This is a genomic window from Acidimicrobiales bacterium, assembly GCA_041394245.1.
GTDB lineage: Bacteria > Actinomycetota > Acidimicrobiia > Acidimicrobiales > Aldehydirespiratoraceae > JAJRXC01.
In genome coordinates, this window is sequence record JAWKIR010000002.1 from 1,972,883 (window position 1) to 1,986,824 (window position 13,942).

Genomic DNA, 13,942 nt, shown 5'->3' on the forward strand with positions numbered 1-13,942 from the left:
GATTCGCAGGCCCCCGGCTCCGGGAAAGCGGCACGGGGCGCACCGGGCGAGGTTGTACCGTGCAGCCCATGCGCTGGTCGAACCTCTTCATCCCCACGTTGCGCGATGCCCCGGCCGATGCCGAGGCCGCCAGCCACAAGCTGCTCGTGCGCGGCGGCTTCATCCGCCAGCTCCACGCCGGCCACTACTCGATGCTGCCGCTGGGCCTGAAGGTCCACGAGAAGGTGGCCGCGATCGTGCGCGAGGAGATCAACGCGATCGGGGGACAGGAGTTCCTCCTGCCCGCCATGCATCCCGCCTCGATCTGGAAGAAGTCGGGTCGCTGGGAGGTCATGGGCGACGAGATGTTCAAACTCGTGGATCGCAAGGGCGCCGACAACGCGCTCGGCATGACCCACGAGGAGATCTTCACCGACCTCGCCCTCGAGATCACCTCCTACAAGGCGCTGCCCCAGATCTGGTACCAGATCCAGTGGAAGTTCCGCGACGAGCCCCGACCCAAGAGCGGACTGCTGCGGGTGCGCGAGTTCGCGATGAAGGACTCCTACTCGTTCGACCTCGACGAGGCCGGCCTCGATACCGCCTATCAGCGTCACCACGACGCCTATGTGCGGATCTTCGAACGGCTCTCGCTGCCGGCCATGCCCGTCGAGGCGTCGTCCGGCTCGATGGGCGGCTCGGGTTCGACGGAGTTCATGGTCCCCTCCCCGGCCGGCGAGGACGACGTCGTCCGCTGTCCGGCGTGCGACTACGCGGCCAACGTCGAGCGGGCCACCTCCGCCATCGCCCCGGTGACCGACCGCGAGATCACCGCCCTCACCCGTTTCTCCACCCCGGGAGTTCGCACCATCAAGGCGCTGGAGGAGATCGACGACGGCGCGCCGGCCGACCATCAGATCAAGACGATGGTGATGATGCTCGACGGTGAGATCACCCTCGCCCTCGTTCGCGGCGACCACCAGCTCAACCTCCAGAAGCTGCAGGACCACACGGGCGCGATCGACATCCGCCCCGCGACGCCCGAGGAGACCATCGAACACCTGGGCGCGAGTCCGGGCTCGCTGGGGGCGGTCCACGTCGAGGGGATCCGGATCATCGCCGACCCCGTACTGCAGGGGCGCGCCGGCCTGACCACCGGCGCCAACGAGGACGACTGGCACTGGACCGGTGTCGATGTCGCCCGCGACATCAACGTCGAGTCGTTCGCCGACCTGCGTGAGGTCACCGCCGGGGAACCCTGTAGCAAGTGCGGGACCCCACTCGAGATCGTCCGGTGCATCGAGGCCGGCCACATCTTCAAGTTGGGGACCAAGTACTCCGACGCGCTCGGCGCCCACGTGCTCGACCCCGACGGAAACCAGATTCCCCTGGTGATGGGAAGCTATGGCATCGGCATCGGTCGCAACATGGCGGCCGCGGCCGAGACCCACCACGACGACAACGGCCTGATCTGGCCCGTGTCGATCGCCCCCTACGAGGCGGTGGTCACCATCGTGAGCATGAAGGACGACGCCTCGGTTGCCGCGGGGGAACGGCTCTACGCCGAACTCGCGTCGCGGGGCGTCGACGTGATCCTCGACGACCGCGACGCCCGAGCGGGCGTGAAGTTCGCCGACGCGGAACTGATCGGGATCCCCTATCGGGTCACGATCGGCCCGAAGGCGCTGGCCGAGGGCGAGGTCGAGTTCACACCGCGGGCGTCGGGCGAGACGACCCGAGTCGGCATCGACGCCATCGTCGACCAGCTCACCACCACCATCACCGCCGCCCGCTGACCTCCCCGCCACAGCGGTGTCAGACACCCGCTACAGCGGTGTCAGACACCCGCTACAAGTCAGCTTCGTTCCGCATTGTGGAACGAGGAAACGCCGGCGGTTACGGTGCGGCCATGTCCGTCCAGTCGATCGAGCGCGCCTTCTCGCTGCTGCGAGCGCTCGCCCTCGGGCCGACCGGCGTCACCGATCTCGCCATCAAGGTGAAGCTGCCGAAGTCGACCGTGGCACGCCTGCTCGGTGCGCTCGAATCCGAGAACGTCGTCACCCAGGACCGGGCCGGCGGCGACTACCGCCTCGGGGAAGGGCTGATCGACATCGCCGGCGCAGCACGACCCGGCCGCGATCTGGTGTCGACCGCTCGACCCCACCTCCTCGAACTGACCGAACGGGTGGGTGAGACATCGGGTGTCTCCATCGCCAACGGCCACACCATGTACTTCCTCGACCATGCGGAGGCCGAGAGCGAGATCCAGGTGCGCAGCTGGACCGGCGAATCGTGCCCGATCCACACCGTCCCGTCGGGACTGGCGGTGATGGCCCACTGGCCAGCGGAACGACTCGATGCCCTCCTGCGATCCGACCTCGTGCGGCCGACGTCACGAACCCTCACCGATCCCGACGCGATCCGCTCCCGACTCGAGCAGATCCGGAGCCTCGGCTACGCGTGGGGCCACGACGAGCTCGCCGAAGGGATCAACTCCGTCGCCGCACCGATCATCGCTCCCGATGGTTCGGTCGAGGCAGCGGTCCACATCCACGGTCCGGCCCACCGGCTCCCGGATCCCGAGGAGTCGCGCGATCTTGGCGTCCTGACGATCGAGACCGCCGCACGCATCGCCGAGCGCCTGCCGGCCGAGTGAAGGAGACACCATTGGCCTACATCGAAGGACGGACCGTTCACGACGCCGACGCGCACATCATGGAAACGCCGAACTGGCTGCGGAGCTACGCCGACCCCGCGATCCGCGACCGCATCGACGTGCCGGGTTATGCCAACGAGTTGAAGCAGACCGGCGACGAACCCGTCGATCTCGACGCGACGTTCGCCCGGCTGGCCGACCGCCATCGATCAGAGGAGTTCCTGACCGACGAGGCGGCACAGGTGATGGTGCGCAAGAACTTCGCGGCGACGGGCTCCTTTCTCGCCGAGGACCGTCCGCGGGTGCTCGACTTCATCGGTGTTCGATCGCAGTTGCTGTTCAACACGTTCCACAACGGCCGACTGTTCGCCTGGGAACGGACACGGGATCTCGAGCTGATCGCAGGGGCGGCTCGCGCCCACAACCGCGGGATGCTCGAGTTCTGTTCCGTCGACGAGCGCCTGTTCGCCACTGCCTACGTGCCGCTCGTCGATTTCGATCTCGCCGCCGAGATCGCCGCGGAGGCGATCGACGCCGGTGCCGGCGCGTTGCTGGTCGGCTCCGACTGTCCACCCGAACACTCGCCCTCGCACCGCGAACTCGACCGGGTCTGGAGCCAGGCCGCCGAGGCACGTCTCCCGATCGTGTTCCACGTGGGCGGCACCGGCGACCTGCTCTCCCCCGCCTACTTCAACAACGGCCTCCCCATCCCGCCCGACTTCCACGGCGGCGACGAGAACTTCCGGTCGGTCGACTACATGGGTATCGCCCATCCCCCGATGCAGACGATCGCCGCGATGATCTTCGACGGCGTGTTCGAACGGTTCCCCGATCTCCGTCTCGGCGTGATCGAACAGGGCGCGGTCTGGCTGCCGAGCTTCTGCAAGCGGATGGAGTCCGCGTTCGACGCCTTCCACCGGCACGAGGAGCGGCTCCAGACCCTGTCGCTGCGGCCGACCGAGTACGTGCAGCGACAGATCCGGGCGACGCCGTACCCGACCGAGGACGTCGGCTGGATCACGGACAACCTCGGCCCCGGCGTGTGTCTGTTCTCGACCGACTACCCCCATGTCGAGGGCGGGCGCGACCCCTACGGCCGTTTCGAACGCAGCCTCGGCGACCGCAGCGACGCGATCCGCCAGGCCTTCTACTGCGACAACATGGTCGACCTCATGGGCCCACAGCTCGCCGCCGCCTGATCTCCTCACTGATCGCAGGGATGACCTCGTGGAGGTCGCCGATCACGGCCCAGTCGGCCTTGGCCACCATGTTCGCGTCGCGGTCGATGTTGATCGCGAGGATGTGCTTGCTCGCCATCGCGCCGACCCAGTGCTGGATCGCACCCGAGATCCCGGACGCGATGTAGATCTCGGGGGCGATGCGGGTGCCGGTCTGCCCCACCTGGTCCGAGTGCGGGCGCCACCCGAGGTTGGTCACCGCACGGGAACAGCCGACGCGACCGCCGAGAAGCCCGGCAAGCTCCTCGAGCGTTTCGAACCCGACTTCGGACCCGACGCCGCGTCCGCCGCCGACGACCACCGGTGCGGTCGGCAGCGTGACACCGGCCTCCTGCACAACTCGGTCACTGACGATCGTCACCGCGTGACGGTCATCGAGATCCGCGTCGAACTCCTCGGTATCCGGGTCCGCTTCGTCACCCGGCACGGCGGCAACGACATGGAGTCCACAGGTGAGCAATGGCACCTCGGCGGTGAGCGTCGTGTCCTCGAGCAACGACCCGCCCCACTGCAGACGGGTCATCGTCCATGGCTCACCTGGGCTGACATCAGTGCAGTTCGCGACGAAGGGCGCGTCGAGGCGGGCGGCCGCGTGGGCCATGACCTCGTTGCCCCGGTCGGACCCGCAGGCGAGCACGGCGTCGGGCGAGAGTGCGGCGACCATCTGGGCCACGACGGCGCCGAACGCGTCGGGCCCATAGTCGGACAGCACCTCGTGCACACAGGTGTGGACGACGCGCGCGCCGTACGCAGCGGCCGCCGCGACGAGATCGTCGTCGTCGGATCCGATGAGGGCAGCGACGAGTTCGGTGTCCATCTTCCCGGCAAGGGTGCGCCCGAAGGTCAACGCCTCGCGTGACGCCTCGACGAGGCGGCCGCGATCGTGTTCGAGGACGACCAGCAGCATCAGAGGACCCCCAGCTCGTCGAGCACGTCGACCACGGCGGCCGCGGCCTCCGGCCCCTCACCGAGGATGACGGTCTCGGACACCTGCTCGACCGGTCGGTGCAGGCGGACCCGCGCCTGACCACCGGTAGCAGCCGCCGCGTCGATCGAGCGGATCTCGAGCTTCTTCGAGGCGAGCCGGCCCTTCATCGTCGGGTAGCGGGGGAGGTTGAGGCCCTCCTTCACGCCGAGCACGCACGGCATCGGCAGCTCGTAGACCTCGAACCCGCCGTCGATCTCGCGACGGGCGGTGATGCCACCGCCGCCGATGTCGATGCCCTTGATGCCCTGCACGATCGGGCGATCGAGCGCACGAGCAACCCGTATGCCGACCTGGAAGCCACCCGCGTCGGCCGACTCGTTGCCGAACAGGATGAGATCGAAGGCACCGTCGGAGGATTCGAGCGAACGGATCGCGTCGGTGATCGCAGCAGCCGTACGCTGCGGATCCCACGGCGCGCCGTCGGTTTGCACGAGCACTCCACGATCCGCTCCGACCGACGCCGCGTACCGGAGCTGTTCCTGGGCCTCTCCCCCACCCAGCGTCAACACGGTGACGTCACCGCCGTGCGCCTCCTTCAGCTGGATCGCACCCTCGACCCCGCACTCCTCGTGCGGACTCGTGGTGAAGCCGAGATGGGCGGCGTCGACCTCCATCCCGTCGGAGGTCACGTTGATCTTGGCGCCCGGCGCCGGCACCCGCTTGACACAAACCAGAATCTTCATTCGTCACATCTCCTGCTTTTCTGACGCATGAGTCGCGCATGGCGCGACGCACGCGTCAGAAAAGGCGGGTGTTTTGGGGGTCGAAGGCGGAACCGGTGCCGACGACCTTCACGGGGAACCGCTCGTTCATGTACATGACCTGGAGGTCGGTGCCGGGTGCGGCCAACTCGGTGGGCACGTAGCCCATCAGCAGGACCTTGCCGATCGACGGGCCGTACCCGGCCGAGGTCACGCGCGACACACGGCCGTGGGAGTCGACGATGCGGTCGCCGTTCATGTCGAGGATCGGCTCGTTGCCACCCTGCATCCAGCGCTGACGGCCCTGTGCGTCGCGATTGTCCTCGACGGTGAGGGTCACGCACTGCACTTCGGCGCCGGCCTCACGGGCGGCCAGATATGCCTCCTTGCCGATGAAGTCGGCGGCCTTGACCTTGGGCCGGGCGAGGCCGGCCTCGACCGGGTTGTACTCGCTCTCGAGCTCGGCCCCCATCAGGCGGTAGCCCTTCTCGATCCGACCGGAGGTCCCGTAGACACCGCCGCCGGTGGCCCGGATGCCGTGGTCCGCGCCGGCCGCCATGACCGCATCCCACACCGTGGTGGCCTGATCCCATGGGATGTAGATCTCCCAGCCGGTGTCGCCGACGTAGGAGAGGCGGAGGAGGTTGCAGTCGACCCCGGCGACAGTGACCGGCAGATACGAACCGTAGGGCGAGCCGTCGTGGCTCAGGTCGTGGTCGGTCAACTGGCCGAGCACGGCCGGGGCGTTCGGGCCCCAGAGCCCGAGTGTCGAGAGCTCCCGGGTCCGGTTGGCGAAGCTGACCGAGCCGTCGTTCGGCATGTGCTTGCGGACCCAGAACTCGTCGCGCCCGCCGTCGAACACACCGGTCACGATCTGTACTGCGTCGTCGCCCGTCCGCATCATCGTGAGGTCGGAGTGGAAGCCGCCGTCGGCGTTGAGCCACGGCGTGTAGACGGAGCGACCGACGGGCACGTCGATCTTGTTGACCGCAAGGTGGTCGGCGAAGGCGACGGCGCCGGGACCGGAGAGCTCGTAGATCTGGAACGCCGACAGGTCGACGAGTCCACAGTGCTCGCGCAGGTTGAGGTGCTCGCCGACCGTGATGGGGCTCCACCAGCGGTTGTCCCACTCGACCTCACGCTCGGCCAGGCCGTAGCGCTCGACGAGGTCGGCGTTGGAGTCGTACCACTGGGGCCGTTCCCACACGCGGGCCTGGAAGAACTCCGCGTCGAGCGATTCCTGACGCGACCGGTAGGGCGAGTCGACGAGGAAGCGCCGGCTCGCCCACTGCTCGGCGGGGTGCACGATGCCGTAGGTCTTGTTGAAGTGCTCCTCGGCTCGCGCCCAGATGTGTTCGTCGCTCTTCTCCTCGTCGTAGAAGCGGGCGATGTCGGCCCCGTGGGCATCGATCACCCGGGGGTAGCCGTGGGTCATCCACTCGGCGACCACCTGTGCCATACCCGGCCCCTCCTTGACCCACACCGCAGCAGCCGACCAGAGGCCCTCGACGTCGGGGACCTCGCCGAGACAGGGCATCGCGTCGGGCGTGAGCGAGAGCAGTCCGTTGATCGCGTACTTGATCTCGGCATCGCCGAGCATCTCCATCAGCTCGATGGCCTGTTCCATCTGGTCGTCGAAGTCGTCGGGGGTGAAGGGCATCTCGGTGGGGCTGAGTGCGGCCTCTTCGTTGGACGGGATCTCGTCGGGGTGGTGCAGGATCGGACGGTGGCCGTAGGACCCGACCTCCATCGAGCCGGCCGACTGGCGTTCGTAACAGAAGGTGTCCATGTCGCGAACGATCGGGTAGCCGATCTCGTTGTTGGTCTCGGCCAGGATGTCCATCGGGCCCACGTCGGCCATCTGATGGACGGCGGGCACGAGCGGGATGTAGGTGTCGGCCATCGAGGCGATGCGGTTCGACCACACACCGCACGCGATCACCACATGGTCGGCCTCGATGGTCCCCTTGTCCGTGGCGACCGCCTCGATCCTGCGGCGCCCGTTGGGTCCGGGCTCGGCAGTGGTGATCAGGTCGAGCACCTCGGTGTTGGCGAACACCTGCAACCCGGCCGTCTCGATCGCCTCCTTCCGCATCGTCGTGCCGGCCTCGAGCGAGTCGACCACGGAGACCGTCGGACAGTAGAAGCCACCCAGGATGACCTCGTCGTTGATGAAGGGCACGAGTTCCTTGACCTCGGCCGGGGTGAGCAGGTGGGCTTCGATCCCCCACGCCGTGGCCGAGGTCATGCGCCGTTGGAGTTCGTCCATGCGCTCCTGGGTGCGGGCGACCTCGATGCCGCCGGAGTCGACCGAGAGGTTCATGTCCCGGTACTGATTGGCCGACTGCTCGCCGAGCAGCGCCATCTCCTTGTTGTGATCGACCGGGAAGATGAAGTTCGAGGCGTGACCGGTCGAGCCACCGGGGTTGGGCAACGGGCCCTTGTCGAGCAGCACCATGTCGGTCCAGCCGAGGCGGGCCAGGTGGCCGACGAGACAGTTGCCGACGATGCCGGCGCCGATGACGACGACCTTCGCGTGTGTGGGAAATTCGCTCACCGTTGCTCCCGAGGGCGTTGTGATATATCACTTGTGTATCATCGACCCTAGAAGACGCACGACATCGGAGCAACCGCCATGGTCCAGTCAACGCTGAGCCAGACCGCCTACGACGAGATCCGCACGATGATCGTGCGGCTCGATCTCGCTCCCGGCGAGGTGTTGCGAGAGGACGACCTCCAGACCAGTCTCGGCATCGGCCGTACTCCCATCCGCGAGGCGCTCCAGCGGCTCGCCCGCGAGCACTTCGTGACCGTCATCCCCCGACGCGGCATGTTCGTGGCCGGCATCGACGTCTCCGAACTCTCGATGCTGTTCGAGACCCGCACCGTGCTCGAGCCCTACGCCGCCCGTCTCGCCGCCGCCCGCGGGACGGCCGAGCAGTGGGTCGAGATGGCGAGTGTGTTGAAGGGCACGAAGAAGGCGAAGAGCAACGACCAACTGATGGCCGTCGATCGTCGCTGCCACGAGATCATGTGGGCGGCGGCCGGCAACCGCTTCCTGCTCGACACACTCGACACTCTCTACGCCCAGTCCGACCGCCTCTGGCACCTCTACCTGTCCGACGTCGCCGACATGCGCCACGCCGTGCAGGAACACGCCGAGATCCTCGATGCCCTCCGGGCCGCCGACGGCGACCGGGTCGCCGAACTCGTCGAATCCCATGTGCGGGCCTTCGACGAGGAGATCCGGGCCGCGGTCACCCAGTGCCTCGCCTCGCCGCTCGCCGGCTGACGCCACGACCGTCCCCGCGGCAGCGCGCTCGGCGGGAACCCGGTGTGTGAAACCATCGTCGTATGGACATGCGTCGCCGATTCACCTCCGCTGCCCTCATCGCGGTGCTGGCCCTCGCCGCGTCGGCATGCGGCGATGATGCGGATACGTCGACCGCAGATCCGGGTCCCACCGTCGACGATGCGAGCGCCGATGGTGAGTTCCCACCGGACCCCGCCGGAAACACCGGCGACGATCCGGCCGACCCGATCACGACCGCGACCGATGACGATCCGGTGGTCGGCTGTCCGTCCGGCCCGACCTTTCCGCTGTCGGCTCTCGACGACGTGCCGCCGGTCGCCGACGCGCCCGCCGGCGTCGAGGCCGCGATGCGGACCTTCCTCGACGACGAGGAAGGCGCGTTCTGGCCCCAGGAGGGCTGGCGCGTGCTCCACGAGACGGCGACGCAGGTGCTCGTCGTCCACGTCGGCGACCGCTCGACCGCGGCGGCCACCGGTCTCAGCTTCATGACCCTCGAGGCCGACGGCGACGCCTGGCGCTGGGCGGGCGCATCGGCAGGCGGCGACTGCCCGCTGCAGTTCCAGCTCGACGAGGGGCTGGGGGTCGTCGAGTGGGTACTCGATCCGGACCAGCCCGAGCCCGGACCCGACGACACGGTCGTCCACGTGCTCGCCACCGAGCGGGCCTGTGCGAGCGCGCAGGCGATGGGTGACCGCCTGAACGAGCCGGTGGTCCTCGCCGACGAGTCACAGGTGAGCATCACGTTCTCGGTCGTACCGCCCACGGGCTATCAGGACTGCCCGGGCAATCCGGCGACCGCAGTGGCCGTCGACCTGGGCGAACCGCTCGGCGAGCGCCGTCTGGTCGACGGACGCGACGTCGGCATCGAACTCGAAGATCTTCTGGTCGCCAGTTCACCGCTCGATCGGTGACGGGTAGCGCGACCACTCGCCGGTCGAGAAGTCGTGCAGCTTGCATGCTCTCGTCGCCGCGACATACGACCGGACGCTGATCCGCCGTCGGACCACATGCTCCGGGAACGCGACCTCGATCGCGTCGGCGGCCTCGCTCAGGCGATAGCACGGGATCGACATGTCCACATGGTGCGGCAGGTGGATCATGATCCAGTGGAAGAACAGCTCCCACCCGGGCGGACCCTCGAGGATCGTCGTGCCCTGGACCTGCCCGCGGTAGCGGTTCCATTCCCGGCGCGGCCACCAGCGGATGTCGGGTGCGATGTGGTGGACGTGGACGACCCAGCCGATCACCTGGCAGAAGACGAGGAACGGAACGACGACGACCTTGAACCAGAGCCACACGCCACCCGTGCCCGACGCGCCGACACAGACGGCGAGAACGGCGAGCGCCGCCGCGGCGACGAGCGCCTGGTCGCGCCGGATGGCGGCGCGCCATCTCGTCGGCGGCGTGAACCGCACCATCTTGTTCCACCACACCTCGCGGACGTAGTAGGCGCCGGCACCGAACGCGCTCCATTCCAGCCGGTGGCGTATGCGGCCCAGCGGACCGAGCCGGGCGTAGTCGTCGGCCGTCAGTGGGTGCCACACGAAGTCGATGCCCTGGCGCAGCGTGTGCCCGTGGTGCACCCGGTTGTGGCCGAACACCCACATCTCGGTGGCGTGCAGCGACGGCAGCATCGCCACGCGGGCGACCACCGCATTCAACCGGGGCGAATCGAACAGCGCCCCGTGGGCCGCGTCGTGCCCGATGACGAAGAGTGCGCTCACGGCCAGGCCGGCGAGCACCCACAAGCCGACGACGAGCACCGGGTGGTCGACCACGATCAGGCCCCACACGGCGAGGCCGTAGACGACGAGATCACGGGCGAGCAGGAACAGGCCGCGGCCCGTCGAGCGCTCGTGGCAGTGCTCCGGGATGACATCGAGCACCGGCTTCAGCCCGGTCGGGGTCTCTGCGGGCGCGGTCATGGACCCATGTTCGGTTCTCGAGCCTCTTCCCACGCCGAGAAGAGTCCCTCCGGCGGTCATCCTGCGACAGGGTCCAACGTCCCGTCGCCGCGCCATCCGGGGTCGGATTCCGCATCACGGAGCCGTTCCGGCGATCGGGAACCCGGGTGCTACGGTCTCGGCGCCGTACCGCCGAAGGGAACCGATGAGCTTTCCGTCCGACCTGGAGATCGCCGACCAGGCGAACCTGAAACCCCTCGGCGACATCGCCGCCGCCGCCGGGATTCCCGGCGAATGTCTCGAACCGTACGGGGTCGGTGCGGCGAAGATCAGCCTCGACGCGATCGGGAAGATGCAACACCGCCCGAGGGCGAAGTACGTGGTCGTCTCGGCGATCACCCCGACCCCGCTCGGCGAGGGCAAGACCACGACGACCGTCGGTCTCGGCCAGGCGTTCCAATACATCGGCAGCTCGGCGACGATCGCGATCCGACAGCCCTCGATGGGCCCCACCTTCGGGATCAAGGGTGGAGCGGCGGGCGGCGGCTACAGCCAGGTCGTCCCGATGGAACTGTTCAACCTCCACCTCACCGGCGACATGCACGCGGTGACGGCGGCCCACAACATGTGCTCGGCCCTGCTCGATGCCCACATCTACCACGGCAACGACCTCGGGTTCGATCCGCACAACATCACCTGGCGCCGGGTACTCGACGTCAACGACCGGTCGCTGCGCAACATCGTGATCGGCCTCGGCGGGCGGCTCGACGGCATCCCCCGTGAGACCGGCTTCGACATCACGGCCGCGTCCGAGGTGATGGCCGCCCTGGCCCTGTGCACCAGCCTGCAGGATCTGCGGGCCCGCCTGGGTCGCATCGTCCTCGGCTATTCGAAGGCGGGCACCCCCATCACTGCCGACGAGGTCGGCGCCGCGGGCTCGATGGCCGTCATCTTGAAAGAAGCCATCAAGCCCAACCTGATGCAGACCCTCGAGAACACCCCGGCGCTCGTGCACACCGGTCCGTTCGGCAACATCGCCACCGGCAACTCGAGCATCGTCGCCGACCAGATCGGCATCCACACGAGCGAGTTCCTCCTGACCGAGGCGGGTTTCGGGGCCGACATGGGCGCCGAACGGTTCTTCAACATCAAGTGCCGCTACTCCGGCATCGCCCCCGATGCGGCCGTGCTCGTCGCGACGGTGCGGGGACTCAAGGCTCATTCCGGGAACCACCGGATCGTCGCCGGCAAGCCGCTGCCCGAGGCCCTGCTCGCCGAGAACCCCGACGAGGTCCACATGGGTGGCGACAACCTCCGCAAGCAGCTCGAGAACATGCAGATCCACGGCTGCACTCCGGTCGTCGCGATCAACGTGTTCCCCGGCGACCACAAGGGCGACATCGACGCGATCCACGAGATCGCCGCGGAGTACGGGGCCCGAGCCGCCGTTTCGACCCACTTCGCCGATGGTGGGCGAGGAGCGACGGAACTCGCCTCAGCCATCAAGGAGGCCGCCGAGGAACCGTCGGAATTCCGGATGCTGTATCCCGACGACGCGTCGTTGAAGGACAAGATCCACGCTGTCGCCACGAAGGTCTACGGCGCCGACGGTGTGTCCTACAGCCCACAGGCCGACACGCAGCTGCAGACGTTCACGGATGCGGGCTTCGCGAACCTGCCGGTCTGCATCGCCAAGACCCATCTGTCGCTCAGCCACGACTCGACCCTCAAGGGCGCGCCGACGGGCTGGACCCTGCCGGTGCGCGAAGTCCGGGCATCGGTCGGCGCCGGGTTCGTCTACCCGATCTGTGGCGACATGCGCACCATGCCGGGGCTGGGGAAGGAGCCCGCAGCCCTCGCCATCGACATCGACGCCGACGGCAACGTCGTCAACCTGAGCTAGACGACGACGGCACCGCGCCCGCCAGCGCCTCGGCGACGGGGCCGAGGACCAGGAACGAGCCGGTGACCACGATGGTGTCGCCCGGCTCGGTACGGGCCAGCGCTCGACGCACCGCGTCGACCGGCGACGCCGACGCCTCGGCCATCCCACCCGCGGCGACGACCGCATCGACCAACTCGGCCGGCGTCCAGCTGCTCGGCGCCGACCCGCGTCGATCGCCGAAGCCGACGGCGACGACAGGTCCACCCAGCTGCGCCAGCGCGGCGGCGCCCGCAGCGAGGTCCTTGTGCGCGCCGAGACCGGCGATCACGCACCGCGGCCTGACGTCGCCGGCGAGCACGACATCGAGCGCAGCCAGCTTGTCGGGATTGTGTGCGCCGTCGAGGACCACCCGGCGACCGGCCACCGACCTGACCTCGTACCGCCCGGGCATCGGCTCGGGCTCGGCCGCCGGGACCGGTCGGCCGAGCATCGCGGCCAGCAGCGGAGCGACCGTGTCGACCGTCGCGTCGGCCGCCGCCCGCCAGTCCACGTGGCGGCCCCCGACCTCGTGGAGCGCCACCCCGGCCGCGATGGCCGCGCGCCGAACCACCTCGACCGCACGATCATCGGCCTGCGGGCCGAGCACGGCCACCTCGCGGCCGGCCAGCACCGCAGCCTTCTCCGTGGCGATCGCCTCGACCGTCGGGCCCAGCACCTCGACATGGTCGAGTCCGATGTGGGTGATGACCGTGAGCGTGTCGGGGCGATCGAGCACCGCGGTTGCGTCGTGGCGACCGCCGATCCCCGCCTCGGTGACGAACACGTCGACATCGTGACGTCGACCGAGGACCCAACTCAATGCCGCGGTCACCGCGAAGTAGGTCGGTGCCCGGCCACGGGTCGCCACGACGGCGCCGACCGCGTCGTCGACCTCCTCGATCGCCGCGGCGACGAGATCCCACGCGGGCAGCTGCCCGTCGAGCAGGAACCGCTCGCGCACGTCGTAGACGTGGGGCGACTGGTGCGTCGCGACCCGCAGACCGCCCGCCACCACGCGCGTGGTCAGCCGTGACGCGACCGAACCCTTGCCGGCCGTACCGACGATGTGGACCGCAGGCGCATGCCGTTGCGGCGCCCCGAGCTCGTCGACGAGGGCGCGGGCGAGCTCGCGGGCGTCCTCGCCGCGAGGGGGCGACGCCACCACGAAGCGATCGAGCCAGTCACTCGGGTGGGGCCGTTTCGCCACGCTGTCGGGACCCTTTCCCCTACGGTACGCAC

The 13,942-nt window shown here is 68.7% G+C and carries 11 protein-coding genes; 6 read left to right on the plus strand and 5 right to left on the minus strand.

The features are described from left to right. The first annotated feature begins 68 nt into the window (after positions 1–68). The 3 genes from R2707_09940 (at position 69) to R2707_09950 (ending at position 3,834) form a co-directional block, all read left to right on the plus strand. Positions 69–1,775 (plus strand): proline--tRNA ligase, encoded by a 1,707-nt coding sequence (locus R2707_09940; protein MEZ5245405.1) that lies wholly within the window; start codon positions 69–71, stop codon positions 1,773–1,775. 113 nt (positions 1,776–1,888) lie between these two features. Beyond that, positions 1,889–2,635, plus strand: a complete 747-nt coding sequence (locus R2707_09945; protein MEZ5245406.1) for an IclR family transcriptional regulator — start codon at positions 1,889–1,891, stop codon at positions 2,633–2,635. An 11-nt stretch (positions 2,636–2,646) separates the two neighbouring features. Next, a complete protein-coding gene (locus R2707_09950; protein MEZ5245407.1) occupies positions 2,647–3,834 on the plus strand; it encodes an amidohydrolase family protein in 1,188 nt (395 codons plus the stop codon). On the opposite strand, the gene R2707_09955 is transcribed toward R2707_09950, so the two are convergent. Genes R2707_09955 through R2707_09965 form a run of 3 tightly spaced genes read right to left on the minus strand, consistent with a single transcriptional unit; the run spans position 3,806 to position 8,119 of the window. Further along, complete coding sequence (locus tag R2707_09955; protein MEZ5245408.1) at positions 3,806–4,780, minus strand: electron transfer flavoprotein subunit alpha/FixB family protein; 975 nt, start codon at positions 4,778–4,780, stop codon at positions 3,806–3,808. The two genes, R2707_09950 and R2707_09955, sit on opposite strands and share 29 nt — an antisense overlap. Beyond that, the gene (locus R2707_09960) at positions 4,780–5,544 is read right to left on the minus strand and encodes an electron transfer flavoprotein subunit beta/FixA family protein (GenBank protein ID MEZ5245409.1); all 765 of its coding nucleotides are present in this window, start codon (positions 5,542–5,544) and stop codon (positions 4,780–4,782) included. Before R2707_09960 ends, R2707_09955 begins: the two co-directional genes overlap by 1 nt. A 55-nt stretch (positions 5,545–5,599) precedes the next feature. After that, positions 5,600–8,119, minus strand: a complete 2,520-nt coding sequence (locus R2707_09965) for an FAD-dependent oxidoreductase (GenBank protein MEZ5245410.1) — start codon at positions 8,117–8,119, stop codon at positions 5,600–5,602. 78 nt (positions 8,120–8,197) lie between these two features. On the opposite strand from R2707_09965, the gene R2707_09970 reads away from it, so the two are divergent. Together R2707_09970 and R2707_09975 are read left to right on the plus strand one after the other, a co-directional pair. Beyond that, positions 8,198–8,854 (plus strand): GntR family transcriptional regulator, encoded by a 657-nt coding sequence (locus R2707_09970; protein ID MEZ5245411.1) that lies wholly within the window; start codon positions 8,198–8,200, stop codon positions 8,852–8,854. Positions 8,855–8,916: 62 nt separating this feature from the next. Further along, a complete protein-coding gene (locus R2707_09975) occupies positions 8,917–9,786 on the plus strand; it encodes a hypothetical protein (protein MEZ5245412.1) in 870 nt (289 codons plus the stop codon). On the opposite strand, the gene R2707_09980 is transcribed toward R2707_09975, so the two are convergent. Then, on the minus strand, positions 9,769–10,800 hold the full coding sequence (locus R2707_09980) for a fatty acid desaturase (GenBank protein ID MEZ5245413.1): 1,032 nt from the start codon (positions 10,798–10,800) through the stop codon (positions 9,769–9,771). The genes R2707_09975 and R2707_09980 overlap by 18 nt on opposite strands. 184 nt (positions 10,801–10,984) lie before the next feature. On the opposite strand from R2707_09980, the gene R2707_09985 reads away from it, so the two are divergent. Next, the gene (locus R2707_09985; protein MEZ5245414.1) at positions 10,985–12,682 is read left to right on the plus strand and encodes a formate--tetrahydrofolate ligase; all 1,698 of its coding nucleotides are present in this window, start codon (positions 10,985–10,987) and stop codon (positions 12,680–12,682) included. On the opposite strand, the gene R2707_09990 is transcribed toward R2707_09985, so the two are convergent. Further along, a complete protein-coding gene (locus tag R2707_09990) occupies positions 12,669–13,910 on the minus strand; it encodes a hypothetical protein (protein ID MEZ5245415.1) in 1,242 nt (413 codons plus the stop codon). The genes R2707_09985 and R2707_09990 overlap by 14 nt on opposite strands. Positions 13,911–13,942: the final 32 nt, after the last annotated feature.